The 17,213-nt window shown below is 71.7% G+C and carries 18 protein-coding genes and 1 pseudogene; 10 read left to right on the forward strand and 9 right to left on the reverse strand.

What is annotated here, in order from left to right:
- Nucleotides 1-187 (reverse strand): annotated as a pseudogene (locus FLX08_RS38310) (hypothetical protein); the annotation flags it as partial.
- Nucleotides 188-456: 269 nt separating this feature from the next.
- Between FLX08_RS38310 and FLX08_RS38315 the strand changes: the two are divergent.
- Entirely contained in the window at nt 457-1,101 is a 645-nt protein-coding gene (locus FLX08_RS38315; protein ID WP_142625162.1) for a TenA family protein, read from the forward strand.
- Here the strand turns inward: FLX08_RS38315 and FLX08_RS38320 are convergent.
- On the reverse strand, nt 1,098-1,538 hold the full coding sequence (locus FLX08_RS38320) for an SRPBCC family protein (RefSeq protein WP_142625163.1): 441 nt from the start codon (nt 1,536-1,538) through the stop codon (nt 1,098-1,100). The genes FLX08_RS38315 and FLX08_RS38320 overlap by 4 nt on opposite strands.
- Before the next feature lie 27 nt (nt 1,539-1,565).
- On the reverse strand, nt 1,566-2,672 hold the full coding sequence (locus FLX08_RS38325; RefSeq protein ID WP_341874379.1) for a winged helix DNA-binding domain-containing protein: 1,107 nt from the start codon (nt 2,670-2,672) through the stop codon (nt 1,566-1,568).
- A gap of 45 nt (nt 2,673-2,717) precedes the next feature.
- Between FLX08_RS38325 and FLX08_RS38330 the strand changes: the two genes are divergently transcribed.
- A complete protein-coding gene (locus FLX08_RS38330; RefSeq protein ID WP_142625164.1) occupies nt 2,718-3,863 on the forward strand; it encodes a helix-turn-helix domain-containing protein in 1,146 nt (381 codons plus the stop codon).
- 58 nt (nt 3,864-3,921) lie between these two features.
- Nucleotides 3,922-5,964: a phosphocholine-specific phospholipase C gene (locus tag FLX08_RS38335; RefSeq protein ID WP_142625165.1), complete on the forward strand. Its 2,043-nt coding sequence runs from the start codon at nt 3,922-3,924 to the stop codon at nt 5,962-5,964.
- Nucleotides 5,965-5,985: 21 nt separating this feature from the next.
- On the opposite strand, the gene FLX08_RS38340 is transcribed toward FLX08_RS38335, so the two are convergent.
- Nucleotides 5,986-6,546 (reverse strand): Dps family protein, encoded by a 561-nt coding sequence (locus FLX08_RS38340; RefSeq protein ID WP_142625175.1) that lies wholly within the window; start codon nt 6,544-6,546, stop codon nt 5,986-5,988.
- A 116-nt stretch (nt 6,547-6,662) separates the two neighbouring features.
- On the opposite strand from FLX08_RS38340, the gene modA reads away from it, so the two are divergent.
- Nucleotides 6,663-7,418: a molybdate ABC transporter substrate-binding protein gene (modA, locus tag FLX08_RS38345; RefSeq protein ID WP_244313196.1), complete on the forward strand. Its 756-nt coding sequence runs from the start codon at nt 6,663-6,665 to the stop codon at nt 7,416-7,418.
- Here the strand turns inward: modA and FLX08_RS38350 are convergent.
- A complete protein-coding gene (locus tag FLX08_RS38350) occupies nt 7,399-8,784 on the reverse strand; it encodes an MFS transporter (protein ID WP_142625177.1) in 1,386 nt (461 codons plus the stop codon). The two genes, modA and FLX08_RS38350, sit on opposite strands and share 20 nt — an antisense overlap.
- An 82-nt stretch (nt 8,785-8,866) precedes the next feature.
- Here FLX08_RS38350 and FLX08_RS38355 point away from each other — a divergent pair, with 82 nt between their 5' ends.
- On the forward strand, nt 8,867-9,703 hold the full coding sequence (locus FLX08_RS38355; RefSeq protein ID WP_142625166.1) for an alpha/beta fold hydrolase: 837 nt from the start codon (nt 8,867-8,869) through the stop codon (nt 9,701-9,703).
- 12 nt (nt 9,704-9,715) lie between these two features.
- Here the strand turns inward: FLX08_RS38355 and FLX08_RS38360 are convergent, their stop codons facing one another.
- Nucleotides 9,716-10,129 carry a roadblock/LC7 domain-containing protein gene (locus FLX08_RS38360; protein ID WP_142625167.1) on the reverse strand — a complete coding sequence of 138 codons (414 nt, stop codon included), beginning with the start codon at nt 10,127-10,129 and terminating at the stop codon, nt 9,716-9,718.
- Nucleotides 10,130-10,342: 213 nt separating this feature from the next.
- On the opposite strand from FLX08_RS38360, the gene FLX08_RS38365 reads away from it, so the two are divergent.
- On the forward strand, nt 10,343-10,855 hold the full coding sequence (locus FLX08_RS38365) for a 2-thiouracil desulfurase family protein (protein WP_142625168.1): 513 nt from the start codon (nt 10,343-10,345) through the stop codon (nt 10,853-10,855).
- On the opposite strand, the gene FLX08_RS38370 is transcribed toward FLX08_RS38365, so the two are convergent.
- A complete protein-coding gene (locus tag FLX08_RS38370; protein ID WP_208761940.1) occupies nt 10,830-12,056 on the reverse strand; it encodes a DUF4032 domain-containing protein in 1,227 nt (408 codons plus the stop codon). The two genes, FLX08_RS38365 and FLX08_RS38370, sit on opposite strands and share 26 nt — an antisense overlap.
- A 56-nt stretch (nt 12,057-12,112) precedes the next feature.
- On the opposite strand from FLX08_RS38370, the gene FLX08_RS38375 reads away from it, so the two are divergent.
- Entirely contained in the window at nt 12,113-13,687 is a 1,575-nt protein-coding gene (locus tag FLX08_RS38375) for a DUF885 domain-containing protein (RefSeq protein WP_142625169.1), read from the forward strand.
- A gap of 51 nt (nt 13,688-13,738) precedes the next feature.
- Here FLX08_RS38375 and FLX08_RS38380 read toward each other — a convergent pair whose 3' ends face one another.
- Entirely contained in the window at nt 13,739-14,416 is a 678-nt protein-coding gene (locus FLX08_RS38380; RefSeq protein ID WP_244313198.1) for a class II aldolase/adducin family protein, read from the reverse strand.
- Nucleotides 14,417-14,462: 46 nt separating this feature from the next.
- Here FLX08_RS38380 and FLX08_RS38385 point away from each other — a divergent pair, with 46 nt between their 5' ends.
- Nucleotides 14,463-14,729 carry a 4a-hydroxytetrahydrobiopterin dehydratase gene (locus tag FLX08_RS38385; RefSeq protein ID WP_142625170.1) on the forward strand — a complete coding sequence of 89 codons (267 nt, stop codon included), beginning with the start codon at nt 14,463-14,465 and terminating at the stop codon, nt 14,727-14,729.
- Between the two features lie 97 nt (nt 14,730-14,826).
- Here FLX08_RS38385 and FLX08_RS38390 read toward each other — a convergent pair whose 3' ends face one another.
- Entirely contained in the window at nt 14,827-15,726 is a 900-nt protein-coding gene (locus FLX08_RS38390; protein ID WP_142625171.1) for a nitroreductase/quinone reductase family protein, read from the reverse strand.
- A 66-nt stretch (nt 15,727-15,792) separates the two neighbouring features.
- Between FLX08_RS38390 and FLX08_RS38395 the strand changes: the two genes are divergently transcribed.
- Together FLX08_RS38395 and FLX08_RS38400 are read left to right on the forward strand one after the other, a co-directional pair.
- Nucleotides 15,793-16,254, forward strand: coding sequence for a MarR family winged helix-turn-helix transcriptional regulator (locus FLX08_RS38395; RefSeq protein ID WP_142625172.1), 462 nt, complete (start codon nt 15,793-15,795; stop codon nt 16,252-16,254).
- Between the two features lie 116 nt (nt 16,255-16,370).
- The coding region (locus FLX08_RS38400) for a 13E12 repeat family protein (protein ID WP_142625173.1) at nt 16,371-17,213 on the forward strand (843 nt) is incomplete at its 3' end.

The following is a 17,213-nucleotide window of genomic DNA, read 5'->3' on the forward strand; positions in this document are numbered from 1 at the left end:
CGCCCGGGACGGTCAGGCACAGGCCGCCGGCGCCGTTCACGATCCGGTAGGCGCCCGTGCTGGGTCCCGCACTGGGTGCGGCGTTGGACACGCCGGCGAAGACGCCGCCCACCACGCCGCCCACCAGGGCGGCGACCCCGGCAACGGCGCCGATCACCCCGACTCCGGTTCTGGTTCTGGTTCTCAAAGCCGAGCTCCTTGCATGTCGTGCAGGACCCCTGACCGAGGGGGGCTACTCCTGGTCCCGCGAAGGGAGGCGTTCATGAATGCGAACGGCATTCATGAGGAGGAACAACACGCATCAAATTACGGAGCTGTTAAGCGCCGGTCAATGGATCCGCCCGCCCGGATTCCGGCCCGCCCGGTCGCTCGTACGGGCTGGGCAGGTGGAGGCGGACGGGAGGCCTTTGAGATCATCGTGAAACGTTCACGCCGCGACACGGGGAGAGATGCCGGATGACCGAGGAATCGACGACGCCGTTCAGCGAGTGGTTGCGGTCGCGGAGCGAGCCCGACTGGACGGCGGTGGTCACCCACCCCTTCGCGGAGGCGATCGGGGGCGGCACCGCCGACATGCGCCGCTATCTGGAGCAGGACTTCCAGTTCGTGGACGCCTTCACGGCGCTGCTCGGCGCAGCGGTCGCCGCCGCCGACGCCTTCGAGTCGAGGGTGGCCGTGGGCCGTTTCCTCGGGCAGACCGTCGCCGACACCGAGCGGGGCTACTTCCACCGAGCGCTCGCCGAGGTCGGCGGCGAGACGGCCCCGGCCACGCTGGAGCCGGTGACGGTCGAGTTCCGGGCCCTGATGGACGAGGTGCGCCGCGGCCAGGACTACCCGCTGATCCTGGCGGTGCTGTGCGTGGCCGAATGGACCTACCTCGGCTGGGCCTCCCGGATCACGAAACTGCCGGAGGGCTTCGTCCACCGGGAGTGGATCGAACTGCACAGCGGGCCGGAGTTCGAGGCGTGGGTGGGCTTCCTGCGCGGTGAGCTCGACCGGCTCGGCCCCGGGCTCGACGAGGACGGCCGGGCCCGGGTGCTCGACGTCTTCCGGCGGGCGACCGCGCTGGAGCGCCGCTTCTTCGACATGGCGCTCGGCTAACCGCGCAGGGCGAGGGCGGCGAGGCGGCGCAGCGACAGGCGCAGGAAGACCGCGCTCACCGGCCCGGCGATCCGCCAGCCGATCCGCCCGGCCAGGCCGAGGGGCAGGTGGAGGTTCTCCTCCCAGATGATCCTGCTCCCGCCGCCCGGGCGGGGCAGCACGTGGAATCGCCCGATCCCCCGCACGACACGGCCGGTGTGGCGGACCTCCACCTCGTGTGGGGGCCGCCAGCCGGTGACGTCCATCGTGTCCACGAACGACAGCGGGCCGACACCGGTGGCCGCCGCGAGCCTGCTGCCCCTGCTGCGCCCGTCACCGGCCACCACCCACGCCCGGGTCAGCACCATCCACTCGTGATGCCGGGGCCAGTCGGTCAGCACGGCGAACACCCGATCCGGGCTCGCCTGGGCGTCCACCGCCACCGAGAGGGTCTCCACTCCGTAGGTCCTACCCAGGAAGGCGTCCTACCCCAGGAAGCGGATGTCGCGCGCGGGGGCGTCGCCGGCCGCGAACTCCAGCAGGCGCCGGCCCTCGGCCGCCAGCGCGTCGCGGGTGGCGGCGCCGAGCGGCTCGAACGGCTCGATCTCCAGGACCGCGGTCTCCCCGGCCCGCTGGGAGCCTCTCCGCTCGATCCGCCACAATCCCGCGACGAACCCGTCGACCAGGATCGTCGCGCGGATGATCCCGTTGACCGTGAACACCCGCGAGCGGTGCTCCTCCGTCATCACCCGGGTGCGGTCGGCGTGCGAGAGCAGCAGGTTGTCGAACTCCCCCAGGAACCGCACCGGAGCCTCGGCGTCCGGGCCGGGCAGCGGCGCCCCGGGCAGGTCGAACAGCTCCACGCCGCTCTCGTCCCGGTAGGCGACCAGATCGAGGCCCTTCACGACGGAGCGCAGCCCGGTCAGGCCCGACCAGACCTGCATGTCCTTGACCGACGCCGGCCCGAAGGCACGCAGATAACGCAGCACCATGGCGCCGGCGGCCGAGCCGTCGCCGAGCGGGCGGCCCAGCCACGACTCGGCGGAAACGTGCCGGGCCTGCCCCGAGGCGCCCCACACGCCGCGCGGCGGCACCTGCACCAGCGGCACGACCGCGCGTACGGCCTGGGCCAGCGCGTCGCGGCCCGGCCACCGCTCGCCGAGCAGCTCGTCGAGCTCCGCGAAGCTCAGCGGCCGCTCCTCCATAAGGGCACGGGCGGCGCTCGCCACCTCGCCGAGATCCACCCCGTCGAGCCGCCTGCCGAACGACGTGCGCAGCAGCCGGTCGAGGAGCGGCTGCACGACCGGACGCAGGGCGAGGCAGTCGTCGGCGCTGACGAGGTGGATGGTGCCGCGCATCAGCGCGATCCGTACGGCACTCCGGTCGGTGAGCAGCCCGGCCAGGTCCTCGTGCCGGAAGCCCAGCAGGCGGGTCCACAGGCCGACGTAAGGTGAGAGAGGAGCCTGCGACTGCATGCCCACCAGGTGCTCGATCGCGGCCAGAGCCTTGACGTCGTGGCGACGCAGCAACATCTGGCGGTCGAGCAGCGCGCGGTTGAGCACACGTCGCGTCAGCACACGTCGGGGCAGCACACCGCAAACATAACGACCGGCACCGACAGAACCGGGGGAGTGCCGATGATCAGAATTGACGTCCCGCACTGGGCCGCCCGGCTGCGAGCGCTGCGCCGCGGCCGCCTGTGGAGGCGCCGGGACCTGGAAGAACGGCTGAACGAGGCCGCAGAGGAGACCGAGGAGACCGAGCCCGGCCCGCCCGCGGACGCGGTGCGCGCATGGGAGACGGGGGAGCGGCGGCCCGATCCCGGCCACGCCGAGTTGCTGTGCCGCGTCTTCGGCGTGGACGAGGCGGACCTGTTCGTCGGTCCGTCGTCGGGCACCGTGCTGTGGCACCACCTGACCGGCATTCCGCTGATGCCGGGCCTGTTCTCCGAGGAGGAGGAGGAACGGGTCGGCCGGGCCGTCGAGCGTCCCTGGCGCGCCGACGCCGCCACGGCCGGCTACTTCGAGCGGATGCTCGACGCCTGCGCCGCACCGTACGCGCGGCCCGCCGATCTCGTGGCGGCGCTGCGGCCCGTCTTCGCGGGCATCGAGGCGTTCCGCCGCGACGCCGGGCCGTCCGTGCGAGGGGCGCTGCTCGCGCTCGCCACCCGCGACGCGGAGCTGATCAGCGGGATGGAGCACGAGGCGGGCGACGCGCCGGGGGCGCGGGCCTGGTCCGACCGGGCGATCCGCGAGGCACGCGAGACCGGCGATCCTCTCACCGAGGCCTTCGCGCTGGTCCAGCGGGCCGGGCTGGTCGACGCCGCCGAGCCGGGCGAGATCGTCGAGGCGGCCGTGGCCGCCCGCGAGCGTGCGGGGGTCCCGGCCGAGGTCGGCACGCTGTCCCGGCGGCACGAGGCCCGGGCGCACGCGCTGGCGGGCGAGATCGAGCCGTGCCACCGCTGCCTTGAGGAATGCGAGGCGGGGGCGGAGCTGTGCGCGGGCTGCATGGTCGACCTCGGGCGGCCGGGAGGCGCCGTCGAGATCCTGGAGGGCGAGCCCACCGCCGCCGCGCCCCCGCACCTGCCTGCCTACCTGGCTGCGTACATGCTGGCCCGCAGGGCGCACGCGTACGCCGAGGCGCACGAGCGGGAGCAGGCGGCCGACCTCGCCCGGCAGGCGCTCGCGCTGGCCCGTCGTACGGGTGCCGCCCGGGCCCTTCGTGAGCTGGGCCGCGTGCACCTGCCGCCGCCCGTGGAGGCGAGCAGGCGCGTACTCGTGTGACGACACGGCACTGTTAAGTTGTGGGCGTTTCGCCTGATTCTTCCTGAAAGGGACGCCCATGACGGCCGGATCCTCGTTGCCGCCTTCCCTGCTCCGGGCGCTGGCCCGGCCGGTCCCGCCGGGGAGCCTGGCCGACGTCGAGCACGTCGTCTTCGTCATGCTGGAGAACCGCTCGTTCGATCACTACTTCGGGCGGATGCGCGGGGTGCGGGGGTTCGGGGATCGCAACGCGGTGTCCACGCGAGCGTGGCGGCCGATCTTCGAGCAGGACGGCGTGCTGCCCTTCTCCGTGCGGGAGGCGGCCGAGCGGGCGGGGGCCGACCCGATGCTGCTCGACACCCACGACCACACCTGGCTCGGCACCCAGAACGCCTGGGCCCTGGGCTGGAACGACGCCTGGGTCGCGAGCAAGGGGCCCGGTTCGATGGCCTGCTACGACCGGCGCGACCTGCCCTTCCACTACGAGCTGGCCGACACCTTCACGATCTGCGACGCCTACCACTGCTCGCTGCTCAGCTCGACGACGCCCAACCGCAACTACCACATGACCGGTTACACGGGCTACGAGCCGGGCACCCGGCAGCGCGCGCTGGACAACGTGGCGTCCGAGGGGGCGGAGGGGCACCCGGGCTACGACTGGGTCACCGTGCCCGAGCTGCTGACGCGGGCCGGGCACACCTGGCAGGTGTACCAGGAGTGGGACAACTACGAGTGCAACAACCTGGAGTTCTTCCGGCCCTTCGTGGCCGTGCTGGACCGGCTCGGGCTGGGCAGCATGCGCGCGTTCTACGAGAAGGTGCGGGCGGCGGAGGACCCGGCGCCGTTGCTCGCCGAGCTGGAGGCGCGGGTGGCCGCCCTGGAGCCGGCCGACCGCGACCTCTACGACCGGGCGCTGCGCCGCGCGCCCGCGGGCGGCCTCGGGGAGTGGTTCGCCGCCGACGTGGCCGCCGGCCGCCTGCCCGAGGTGTCGTACGTCGTGCCCTCGCTGGCCGACTGCGAGCACCCGGAGGGATCGTCCGCCGTGGAGGGCGGGCGGATCCTCTACCGGCTGCTCGACGCGCTGGGGTCCCACCCCGAGGTCTGGGCGCGTACCGCCCTGTTCGTGACCTACGACGAGAACGACGGCTTCTTCGACCACGTGCCGCCACCGGTCCCGCCCGGCGGCACCCCGGAGGAGTTCGTCGGCGGGCGGCCGCTGGGCCTCGGCGTCCGCGTTCCCATGATCGTCGTGTCGCCGTGGAGCGTGGGCGGCCACGTCTGCTCGGAGACGTTCGACCACACCTCGACCGTACGGTTCCTGGAGCGCCGGTTCGGGATCACGGCGCCGATCGGCGAATGGCGGCGCCGGGTGGCGGGCGACCTCACCTCCGCCTTCGACTTCGCCACGCCCATGACCCTGCATCCCGTGTCGCCTGCCGTGTCGCCTGCCGTGTCGCCTGCCGTGTCGCCGCCCGTGTCGCCGCCCGTGGAGACCGTGGCCGCCCCGCGGCCGTCTGCGACCGGGAACCGGTGGTATCCGCAGGTGCCCGCCGAGCAGCGGATGCCGGTGCAGGAGCCGGGGGTCAAGCCCGCCCGCGCGCTGCCCTACCAGCCGGACGCCGAGGCGGTCGTGCGCGGACGGTCCGTGGAGATCGCGATGCGCAACTCCGGCACCGCCTCCGCCCACTTCATCCTGTACGGCTACCTCGGCGAGGTCGCCACCCCGCTGCACTTCGACGTGCTCGGCACGGCGGAGGAGGTGGTCTACTTCCCCTGCCCGACCTACGACCTGGTGCTCGTCGGGCCGAACGGGTTCCGCCGGGAGTTCCGGGGCGGGACGGCCGACCCGGTGGAGGTGACCGGCGCGATCGACGCCGCGGCCCGCGCCGTGGTGATCGACGTCGTGAACCCCGCATCCCTCCCCGCCGAGGTGTCGGTCACCCCGCTGGCCTATGGGGGCGAGGCGCGTACGGTCCGGATCGACCCGGGAGACAGCGCACGCGTCGAGTGGCACGCCCCCACCGGGTGGTACGACCTGATGATCGGCGTGGCGGGGCACAGCGGCTTCGCGCGGCGGCTGATGGGACACATCGAGAACGGCCGCCCGAGCGTCACCGGGTGACGCCCGGGCCGGGAACGCGGGTCAGGAGCGGACGAGCGGCGTGTCCACGAGGTGCTCGGCGAGGAACCACGCCTGCAGCTCGCCCGTACGGATGACCTCGGAGACGAGCAGGTCGTTGGTGCCGTCGTCGCCCATCTCGTCCGCCCGGGAGGCGGCGTCGTGCGCGGCGACCAGGATCGTCTCGTGCGCCTCCAGAAGCCGGGAGAGCATGGCGGGCACCTCCTCCACGCCGTCCGGCGGCCGCGGGATCACGGTCATCTCCGCCACCTGGCGGGGATCGCCGACCGCGACGCCGCCGAGGGTCTGGATGCGTTCGGCGACGGCGTCGATGATCGGGAGCTGTTCGCTCGCGTGCTTGTCGAGGAGCAGGTGGAGCTGGTAGAAGGTCGGGCCCCGCATGAGCCAGTGGTGTTTCTTGTAGAGGCTGTAGAGGATCTGCGTGTCGGCCAGGATCTGGTTGAGCCGCTGGCAGGAGTATTCGCGGGTCTCCCTCGACATCCCGACGGGGAAGTCGCGCACGGTGCCGAACGCCTGTATCTCGGTGCCCCTCTGGTGAAGCCAGGGCTGGCTGCTCTCACGCATGCTGGAGGAAGGGTTGACGCTCAAGATGTCTCTCCTCGCTCAGTCGATTTATCCCCAATAGGGAGTCTTTCGCCAGGCATGACCTTTAAACGCCTTCCTAGGGCATATATCCCAAGGTGAACCATGTCACACCGGTCATCCGGATGGCGCTCGCGGCGGTGCTGCTCGCGGTGACCGGCTGCGGGGGCGGCGGGCGGCAGACGCTCACCGTGTTCGCCGACACCTCCCTCACCGGGACGTTCGGCTCGCTCGGCAGGACGTTCGAGGCCACCCATCCCGGCGTCGCCGTACGGTTCGACTTCGGCGGCAGCGAGGCGCTGGCGCGGCGGATCGCGGGAGGAGCGCGCGCCGACCTGTTCGCCGCGGCCGGCGAGGCGGCCATGCGTGCGTCGGGGGCGCCGAACGCGCGGGTCTTCGCGCGCGACAGCCTCCAGATCGCCGTGCCGAAGGGAAATCCCGCCCACATCGCGAACCTGAAGGACCTGGCCGCTCCCGGCGTCACGGTGGCCCTGTGCACCGAGAGGGCGCCGTGCGGTACGGGCGCCGGCATCGCGCTCGCCGACGCCGGCGTGACCGTCACGCCGGCGAGCCGGGAGCGGGACGCCGCGGCGGCGCTGACCAAGGTCGGGCGCGGGGAGGCGGACGCGGCGCTGGTCTACCGTACGGACGTCAGTACGGACGTCAGGGCGGCGGCGGGAGCGGTGGAGGGCGTGGACGTCCCCGAGGCGGCGAGGGCGGCCCTCGACTATCTCGTCGCGACCGTCCCCGGGACCGAGCACATGTCCCTGACCAGGGAGTTCGTCGACCTCGTCCTGTCCAATGAGGGCCGCAGGGTCCTCGCGGGCGCCGGCTTCACCCCTGTGACAGGGTGACCTGAGGGGCCTCCGCGAGCCGCGCCGCCGTGCGCTCGGCCGTGGCCCTGGCCCAGCGGCCCGTCGTCAGGAGGGCCACCGCCAGCACGATCAGCCCATAGAGGGCGTTGACCCGGTAGGCCGCGGCGCTGGAGGCCATGGACCCCGCGATGGCCACGCCGAGAGACTGGCCCACCTGCCTGCTGGTCGAGGCGACCGCGGCGGCCACCCCCGCCTGTGCGATCGGCATCCCGGAGACCGCGGTGTTGGTGATCGGGGGGTTGAGCATGCCGAACCCGACGCCGAAGATCACGTAGATCCCGAGCAGCAGGGGAAGCGGCGTGGTGAGCGTCACCTGGGACAGCAGCGCCCCGGCGGCGGCCAGGCACGCGCCCGCGACGACGGACGGCAGACGCGGGCCGCGGGAGCCGACGAGCCGGCCCGACAGCGGCCCCACGATCGTCGTGATCCCCGCGACCGGCAGCGTGCACAGCCCCGCGGCGAGGGCGGAAAGACCGCGATGGCTCTGCAGATAGAGCGTGTTGAGGAACAGGAAGGCACCCAGGCCGGCGAACCCCGACACCGCCATGACGGCCGCGCCCGAGAACGGCGCGCTGCGGAAGAACCGCATGTCGATGAGGGGTTCGGGCCTGCGCAGCTCGCAGACGACCAGCGCGGCCAGGGCCGCCGCCGCGACGACGAAGCAGACGGCGCTCACGACGGGGCCCGCGGCCTGGCCCTCGATGATCCCGTACGTGAGCGTGCCGAGCAGGACGATGACCAGCACCTGCCCGGCCGGGTCGAGCCTGCGCGCCGACGGCGCCTTCGACTCCGGGACGAAGCGCCAGGTCAGGAACAGGGCGAGCAGGCCGATGGGCACGTTGATCCAGAAGATGGCCCGCCAGTTCACGGTATCGGTGAGCAGGCCGCCGACGACCGGCCCGAGCGCCATGCTGACGCCGGTCACGCCGCCCCACACGCCGATCGCCTGGGCCCGCTCCCTGCGGTCGGTGAACGTGTTCGTGATGATCGACATGGCCACCGGATTGAGCATCGACCCGCCGACGGCCTGGACGATCCTGGCGGCCACCAGCCAGCCCAGGCTCGGGGCGAGGCTGCACAGCAGCGACCCGGCGGTGAAGACCACCAGGCCGGTCTGGAACGTGCGGCGGCGGCCCACCCGGTCGGCCGTCGAGCCGGCCAGCATCAGCAGGCTCGCGAGCGTCAGCGTGTAGGCGTCCACCGTCCACTGGAGGCCGGAGATCGGCGCGTGCAGGTCGTGCCCGAGCGACGGCAGGGCGACGTTGACGATCGTGTTGTCGAGAGACACGATCAGCAGGCTCATGCAGCAGATGAGCAGGACGAGTCGCCGCCGCCGGCGGGTCATTTGCGACGCCACATCACATAACCGTACAGATCTGGTCAGGTGCCGCTTGCGGCAGGGCAAACCGAATGAAATTCTGGCTCGCATGCGTGCGACGGCTAACGGCATCGAGATCTGCTACGAGGTGTTCGGCGAGCCCGGGGGACGTCCCGTCGTCCTCATCATGGGGCTCGGAGCACAGATGATCAGCTGGCCCGAGGAGTTCATCGGCCTGCTCGTGGAGTCGGGTCACCGCGTCGTCCGGTTCGACAACCGGGACGTGGGCCTGTCCACCCACTTCACCCCGGCGGACGGCGACGCGCCCGCCCCCTCGTACCTCCTGGACGACATGGCCGACGACACGGCCGCCCTGATGGACGTGCTGGGCTGGGACAGCGCCCACGTGGTGGGCGCGTCGATGGGCGGCATGATCGCCCAGGCCCTCGCCGTCCGCCACCCCGCCCGGGTCCGTACGCTGACCTCGATCATGTCCACGCCCGGGCCCCGGGTGGGACAGGCGACCGAGGAGGCCATGGCGGTGCTGACGGCGCCCGCCCCGCAGGACCGCGACGGGGCGATCGCCCGCGCCCTGGAGAACGCGCGGGTCATCGGCTCCCCCGGCTACGAGATGGACGTCGAGTGGATCACCCGCCTGGCCGGGGAGGCCTACGACCGGGCGTTCGACCCCGCGGGCACCGCCCGGCAGTTCATCGCGATCCGGAGGTCGGGCGACCGTACGGAAGGGCTGCGCGGGCTCTCGGCGCCCGCGCTGGTGATCCACGGCGAGGACGACCCGCTGGTCACCCTCGAAGGCGGGACCGCGACCGCGGACGCCATCCCCGGCGCGAAGCTGCTGACCTTCCCGGGAATGGGCCACGACCTGCCCCGCCCGCTCTGGCCGGCCATGGCGGAGGCGATCGCCGAGCTGACCGGCAGGGGGTGACGGGGCGGGTGGTCATCCGCGTTCGACGAGGGCGGCGATCCTGCTCGCCGCCCTGAGCCCCTCGATCCGGAGCAGGCCGAGATCGGCTCTCTGGCCCGTGCGAACGGCGAGGACGAGCGTGGGGCCCGCGGCGTAGCACGCGGTGTGTCCCTGGGTGCCGGAGATCAGCGTCTCCTTCAGCAGCCCGATCCTGGCGAGATCGGTCATCTTCCGGCTCAGCGACAGCAGCGCCGACGTGAGCGCCGCGGTCTGCTCGGTGTCGGCGGTCAGGTCCGTCGTCACGAGCATGCCGTCGATCGTGCAGGTGAGCGCTCCCGTGATCTCGGGCGCGCGTTCACGCAGGACGACGAGTTCCTCGTGTATGCCGTCGTGTATGTCGTGATGTACGTCGTGATGTACGTCGTGATGTACGTGGCGCAGATCCACCGAGACACCCTTTCCCGCACAGCCGGTGCAGCGCGGCCAACACTAGAGGAGCAGGTGGACGGGCATCCCGGGCCGAAAACGGCTCGGATAAACGGATTAGTCCGGAAGAATAAGAATTCTTCCTCTCGGAATGGTAATTCCGATTTTCGTGAGCTTTCCTCATGTCGTCGGGGCCGGCGCGTGCACCGCCGTACGGTGGCGAGAATGGGAGGTGTGGAACGGATTCTCGTCAGCGCCTGCCTGCTCGGCAGCCGGGTGCGCTACGACGGCGGGGCCAAGACCAGCGACGACGACCTGCTCGCCCGCTGGCGCGCCGAGGGACGGCTGGTGCGGTTCTGCCCCGAGGTCGAGGGCGGGCTGCCCGTTCCCCGGCCGCCCGCCGAGATCGAGGGCGGCGCGGGCGGCGCGGCCGTCCTGGCGGGCGAGGCGCGGATCCTCACCCCGGAGGGCGACGACGTGACCGCCGCGTTCGTCTCCGGGGCACGGCAGGCCCTCGCCGTCGCCCGGTCCTGCGGCGTACGGGTCGCGATCCTGAAGGAGGGCAGCCCGTCGTGCGGGTCCCTGCGGATCTACGACGGAAGCCACCGGGGGAGGACCACCCCCGGGCAGGGCGTGACGACCGCGCTGCTGGAGCTGAACGGCATCCGGGTCTTCGGCGAGGACCGGATTCCCGAGGCGGCCCAGTATCTTGCGAGCCTGGTCACGGAGACAGGGGATCCGAGGTGACGATGACGGCCTTCTCGTCGGGCTTGTGCACCAGGACGTTGTCCACGTAGGACCGCACCGCCGCCTCCAGGCCGACGTCCTTGCCCGCGGCCTCCGACATGTACCAGCGGTGGTCGAGCACCTCGTGGAAGAGCTGGGCCGGCTCCAGCTTGCGCCGCAGGTCGCCCGGGATCGCGTTCACCACCGGCTGGAACACCTCGGCCAGCCAGCGGTGGGCCACGATCGCCTCGTCCTCGTGCCGCAGGCCGGTGGACACCCGGAACGAGTCGAGGTCGTTGAGCAGCCGCCTGGCCTGGTTCTCCTCCACGTCGAGGCCGGTCAGGCGCAGCAGGCGGCGCTGGTGGTGCCCGGCGTCCACGACCTTGGGCCGGACGATCAGGCGGGAGGTACCGGCCTTGCGGCGCACCATCATCTCCGCGACGTCGAAGCCGAGCGAGTTGAGGCGTCGCACCCGCTGATCCACGCGGTGCCAGTCGACCTCCTCGATGATCTCGTCCTCGGTCAGCTCGTCCCACAGCCGGTGGTAGCGCTCGACGAGCTGCTCGGCGAAGGCCAGCGGGTCGATGGTCGGGTGGAGCAGCCCGCCCGCCTCCAGGTCGAGCATCTCGCCGTAGATGTTGACGTGCGCCACGTCGATGTCGTGCGACCGCTGGCCCTCGCTGATCGCCGGGTGGAGCTCGCCGGTCTCGGCGTCCACCAGATAGGCCGCGAACGCCCCGGCGTCCCGCCGGAACAGCGTGTTCGACAGCGAGCAGTCGCCCCAGTAGAAGCCGGTCAGGTGGAGCCGTACGAGCAGGACCGCGAGCGCGTCGAGCAGGCGGGTCAGCGTGTCGGGCCGCACCGAGCCCGACAGCACCCCGCGGTAGGGCAGCGAGAACTGCAGGTGCCGCGTGATCAGGGCCGAGTCGAGCTCGGTGCCGTCCGGGGCGGTCCTGCCGGTGACGACGGCGACCGGCTCGACGGCGGGCGCGTCGTGCCGCGCCAGGTCCCACAGCAGCTGATACTCCCGCTTGGCATACCGGGTGCTGATCTCCTTGATCGCGTACACCCGGCCGCTGAGCCGGGCGAAGCGCACCACGTGACGGGAGATGCCGCGGGGCAGCGTCACCAGGTGGTGGACGGGCCACTCTTCGAGGGGGACGTCCCACGGCAGCCGGATCAGGTCGGGGTCGCTGGGGGCGCCGGTGATCTGCAGGGGCACCAATCGCTCCTTATCTGGGGGCTTCTACCCAAGTGTCGCGGATAGAGTCGAGCGCTATGACGCTGGTGGACGAGTTCATCGATTGGTACCTGGCCGAGAACCCGGTCAGGGCATCCCTTCTCGGGGCCGACGGATACGACCGCACGCTGGGCGACCTCAGCGCGAGCGCCTTCATGGCGAGGGAGCGGGCGGCCGAGGAGTGGCTGCGCAAGTTGTCGGAGGCGACGCCCGAGAGTCCCGAGGACGAGATCGACAGGGACCTGGTCGCCGCGCACCTGCGCGGGGAGATCGCGCAGGCCCGCTGGCCGGAGTGGCGGCGCGAACCGGCCGCCTACCTCGGGGTGATCTTCGCGTCGATGTTCACGCCGTTCCAGCAGCGCCTCAAGCCGGAGGCCGAGCTGGTCGACGCCGCCGTCGCGCGGCTGGCCGAGGTGCCCGCCGTGCTCGCCGCCTGCCAGGCCAACCTCGACCCCGACCTCGCCGCCGGCCTGCTGGTCAAGCGCGGCCTCGACCAGGCGCGTACGGGACGCCGCTTCCTGACCGAGACGCTGCCCGCGCTGGTCGGCGACCCCGACCTGCGGGCACGGCTGGCCGCGGCCGCCGAGCCCGCCGCCGGCGCGTTCGACGGACTGGTCCGCTTCCTGGAGGGCTTCGAGGCCAGGGGCACCTGGCGGATGGGCGAGGAGCTCTACTCCGCGCTGCTGCGCGAGCAGGAGATGCTCGGCTATGGCGCCGCGGAGCTGCACGAGAAGGGCCGCCAGGCCTGGGCCGAGCTGGACACGCGGATGACGGAGGTCGCCGCCCGCCTCGGGTCCGGGAGCTGGCGGGAGGCGATGGAGTCGCTCATGGACGACCACCCGCCGACCCTGGAGGCCATGCGCGCCGAATACGAGGCCGAGACGCTGCGGGCGCGCGAGTTCGTCCGCGAGCGCGGCCTGGTGACCTTCCCCGAGGGGGAGGTGTGCCGGGTCGAGCCGTCTCCGGAGTTCCAGCGGCCCATCATCGCCGTGGCCAGCTATCTCGCCCCGCCGCCGCTGTCGTCCTCGCGCGACGGCGTGTTCTTCGTGCCGTACACGCCGGACGGCTTCACCGAGGAGCAGGTGCGGCAGCGGCTGCGGACCAACTCCCGCCCCCAGATGCCCTCGATCAGCGTGCACGAGGCATACCCCGGCCACCACTGGCACCTGTCCTGGATGGCCGGCAACCCGCACCGCGCCCGCAAGATCTTCCGTACGCCCTACTTCGTGGAGGGCTGGGGGCTCTACGTCGAGAAGCTCATGCACGAGCAGGGCTACTTCGACACGCCCCAGACCGAGCTCGCCCACCTCGACTGCCGCATCTGGCGGGCCGCCCGGATCGTGGTCGACACCGCGCTGCACTGCGACGACATGTCGATCGAGCAGGCGGAGGAGTTCCTGACCACGAAGGCGTCGCTGTCGCCGGGCACCGCCGCCGGGGAGGTCAGCCGCTACTGCGCCTGGCCCACCCAGGCGCCGTCCTACCTCACGGGCGCGCTGGAGATCGAGCGCATCCGGGCGGACTACACGGGCGACCTGCGGACCTTCCACGACACGATCGCGGGCTCCGGCGGCCTCCCGCTCGGCCTCGCCCGGAAGGTCGTCCTCGGTTAGCCGGTCTCGGTTAGCCGGTCTCGTGTGGCCGGTTTCGTCTAGCCGGTTTTGTCAGCCCTGCAGGGCGCGCTCGATGACGGCGGTGAGCTGGTCCTCGGTGAGCACCGTGGGCCGGCCCACCCCGAGGGCACGGACGTAGACCTCGCACAGCCACTCCAGCAGGCGGGTCGCCTCGAACGCCTGCTCCAGGCCGCCTTCATCGCCGCCGCCGATCGTCACCGCGCCGTGATTGGCCATCAGAGCGGCCTGCCTGCCCTCGATCGCCGCGATCACGTTGCGGGCCAGCTCCGGCGTGCCGTACGTCGCGTACGGGGCCACCCGGACGGCGCCGCCGAGCAGCAGGGCGTTGTAGTGGATCGGCGGCAGCTCGGTCATGGTCGAGGCGACCACGGTCGCGAAGACCGAGTGGGTGTGCACGACCGCCCGGGCTCCCGTCTCCCGATACAGCGCGAGATGCATCGGCGTCTCGGAGGAGGGCTTGCGCTCCCCCCGCACGACCCGCCCGTCGAGGCCGACCACGGGACAGTCCTCCGGGCGCAGCCGGTCGAGCGCCACGCCCGAGGGCGTGACGACGACCAGGTCACCGTCGCGGGCGCTCAGGTTGCCCGACGTACCGATCACCAGGCCGAGGGCCGCCGCCCGCCGCCCGTACTCGCACAGCTCCCGCCGCAGCGCGTCCACCTGCTCGCCTACCTGCTCGCCCACCTGCTCATCCACCTGCTCATCCACGCGGCGAATCTACACAATCGGCCGAGTTTCGTGATGTCCTGATCTCATGTACGAGGCTTCCGAATGGCGCCGCGAGGGAGACACGATCCGCAGGACCGTGGTCGCCCGAGACTTCCGTACGGCCATCGCGATCGTGAACGACATCGCCGAGCAGGCCGAGGCGCTCAACCACCATCCCGATATCGACATCCGATGGCGCACCCTCCACCTGGCGCTGACCACCCACGACGCCGGAGGCCTGACCGACCTCGACTACAAGCTCGCCGCCCGCATCGACGCCATCGTGGCCGATCACGAGTCCGGAAAGTCGTAGGTCACGGCTGACTACCAAGCCCTGCTGCGCGGGGTCGGCCTCGCGATGCGTTCACCTGGATTCCCGCTCGCGACGGGCGGCATTTGTCACAGGCTGCTTAGATCGCGTTCAGTGCGGTGAGGAGCTGCTCCTCCTCGCGGGCGAAGTGGGCCTCCAGCTCTGCCGAGAGGCGGGTGAGCCGGTCCCTGAGGACGGCGGGGTCGCCGGTGCCCGCCTCCCCGACCGCCGCGCGCAGGTCCTCCCTGATCTCGGCCAGCCGTACGTGCTCTTCGCGCAGGCGGTCGAGGGTCGGGGCCAGCCCGGGGTACGCCCGCTCCAGCAGGGGGAATCCCCGCTCGTTCTCATTGACGTGGTGCTGGTGGAAGTTCGTGCAGAAGGACAAACAGCGCTCCCGGAGCGCCTCCTCCAGGCCGCGGCCCGGCAGGCTCAGCGGGGTGCCCGTGCCGAGCGCCTCCTCGACCCCGTCCTCAACCCCGTCCTCGACCGCGTTCTCGAGCGCGGCCAGCAGCGCGGCCATCTCCGTCCGCAGCCCGTCGTGGATCCGCACCAGCTCGTCGCCGAGGGCCCGGGCGCGTTCAGGGTCCCGCCGATAGAGGGCGACGACGGGGATGACGCGGGAGGTTTTCTCCTGGTAGTCGGCGAAGACCGGCGCCAGCTCGGCCTGCCGGGCGTACATGCGGTCGCGCTCCTCGCCCGACAGCGGTGTGGCCGTGGCGGTGAACGTCTCGATCGCCGTCCCGTCGCCCACCTCGACGGTCACCGTGGGATTGGCCAGCAGGTTGTGATACCAGTCCGGATGCCGCGGCGCGCCCGCGTAGGAGGCGAACACCAGGAATCTGTCCCCGTCACGCAGGCAGGCGACCGGGTTCGTCCGGGCGGCGCCCGTTCTGGCTCCGGTGGTCGTGAGCAGGAGCAGCGATGCCCCCTCGAACGGGCCGCCGACCGTGCCGGCGTTCGCCCGGAACTCTTCGATGATCTTGTCGTTCCATTCGGACATGCGACGATGGCTCCCGAGCCTCAGAAGTGTTTGCTTTGATAGCAAAGCTATTTTGGAGATCAATATATGTCAACGGATGACGGACTGAGCCTGGACGAGGGGATACGTACCCTCCTGCTGCTGATGCCGCGTCTGGTGGGGCGCGCCAAGCGCATGCCCGTCCCGGAGTCGCTCCGGACGCTCGACCTGGCGCCGCGCCACCTGTCGCTGCTGTCCTACCTGCTGTTCGACGGCCCGCTCACGGTGAACGAGCTCGCCGCCCGCCTGGAGGTCGCCCCGGCCACCGTGAGCCTGATGGTGGGCGACCTCAGTCGCAAGGGCGTCGTGGACCGCCGCGAGGACGACGCGGACCGCCGCCGCACGATCGTGAGCATCGCCGAGGCCAACCGGGAGGCGGTCGACGCCTGGCTCGCTCGTGGCGCCCATGCCTGGCGACGTGCGCTGGAGCCGCTGACGAGCGAGCAGCGGCGCATGTTCGTCGAGACGCTCCGGTCGTACGAGCGAGCCGTCAGTGGTGACGGCGAGTAGCCGGCCCGGATTTCCGCCTCGCCTGTGATCCCAGCTCATCGTCCCACCGGCTTGCTTCATGCTCACTCAGCGTGAAAGAATCCATACATCAGTTCGAATCGAGAGAGGAGGGTGTGATGGATCTGTTCGACATTGATCCTGAGCGCCTTCGTCGTTCGAACGATGGCGACGGTGAGTGGTGGGACCGTCTGATCGCCAATTCCCCGCTGTGGTCGTCCGACGGTTCATCCGCCCGGGCCCCCTTCCCGATCATCGGCCTTGATGCCCGGCAGCACGCCGACGCGCCCGGCGCCGCAAGCACGGGCGCCGCAAGCACGGGCGCCGCGGGCACGGGCGCCGCGGGTGAGGCTGCTGATAGTGCGGATGGGCCTGACACTGGTGCCGCCCGTGCAGCTGCCGACGGCGCTGGTGCTTCTGACGCGGGTGCCGCCCGTGGTGATGCCGCCGGTGTGGGTGGCCGTGGTCGCGGCCGTGTCCGGTCGTCGTGGGTGGTGGTGGGGTCTGTTCGTGAGGTGGCGCAGGAGCTGGCGCTGGTCCCGCTTCCCGACGATGTGGACATGTGCCTTGCCGAGGCGGAGGAGTTGCTGTTCGCCCGCGACCGGATCACCTGCGCCCTGGCCGACCGCGTCGGCCGGGTGCATGCGACCGGTCAGGCCAAGCAGCATGGGCATGCCTCCACCAGGTCGTGGTTGCGTACCGCCGCCGGGATGACGGTGGGGGGTGCGGGCCGCCTGCTCATGTTGGGGGCTGAGCTGCCGCGCCTCCCTCAGGTGCGGGAGAAGTTCGCCGTGGGTGAGTTGGCGGCGGGGGTGGTGGAGGCCATCTGCGCCGCTGTCGCCGGGCTGTCGGATGAGCAGGCCTCACTGGCGGAGCCGATTTTGGTGGAGCTGGCGGGTAAGGCGGGGGCGGCGGAGGTGGCCAAGGCCGGCCGCCATTTGCGGGCGGTGCTCGACCCCGAT

The organism is Microbispora hainanensis, from assembly GCF_006874475.1.
GTDB lineage: Bacteria > Actinomycetota > Actinomycetes > Streptosporangiales > Streptosporangiaceae > Microbispora > Microbispora hainanensis.

Bases quoted from the DNA above. Each gene is read 5' to 3' on its own strand.
- FLX08_RS38355 (WP_142625166.1), top strand. From the start codon at position 8,867: ATGCGTGCGACGGCTAACGGCATCGAGATCTGCTACGAGGTGTTCGGC.
- FLX08_RS38330 (WP_142625164.1), top strand. From the start codon at position 2,718: ATGATCAGAATTGACGTCCCGCACTGGGCCGCCCGGCTGCGAGCGCTG.
- FLX08_RS38335 (WP_142625165.1), top strand. From the start codon at position 3,922: ATGACGGCCGGATCCTCGTTGCCGCCTTCCCTGCTCCGGGCGCTGGCC.
- FLX08_RS38350 (WP_142625177.1), bottom strand. From the start codon at position 8,784: ATGACCCGCCGGCGGCGGCGACTCGTCCTGCTCATCTGCTGCATGAGC.
- FLX08_RS38385 (WP_142625170.1), top strand. From the start codon at position 14,463: ATGTACGAGGCTTCCGAATGGCGCCGCGAGGGAGACACGATCCGCAGG.
- FLX08_RS38390 (WP_142625171.1), bottom strand. From the start codon at position 15,726: ATGTCCGAATGGAACGACAAGATCATCGAAGAGTTCCGGGCGAACGCC.
- FLX08_RS38375 (WP_142625169.1), top strand. From the start codon at position 12,113: ATGACGCTGGTGGACGAGTTCATCGATTGGTACCTGGCCGAGAACCCG.
- FLX08_RS38315 (WP_142625162.1), top strand. From the start codon at position 457: ATGACCGAGGAATCGACGACGCCGTTCAGCGAGTGGTTGCGGTCGCGG.
- FLX08_RS38395 (WP_142625172.1), top strand. From the start codon at position 15,793: ATGTCAACGGATGACGGACTGAGCCTGGACGAGGGGATACGTACCCTC.
- FLX08_RS38340 (WP_142625175.1), bottom strand. From the start codon at position 6,546: ATGCGTGAGAGCAGCCAGCCCTGGCTTCACCAGAGGGGCACCGAGATA.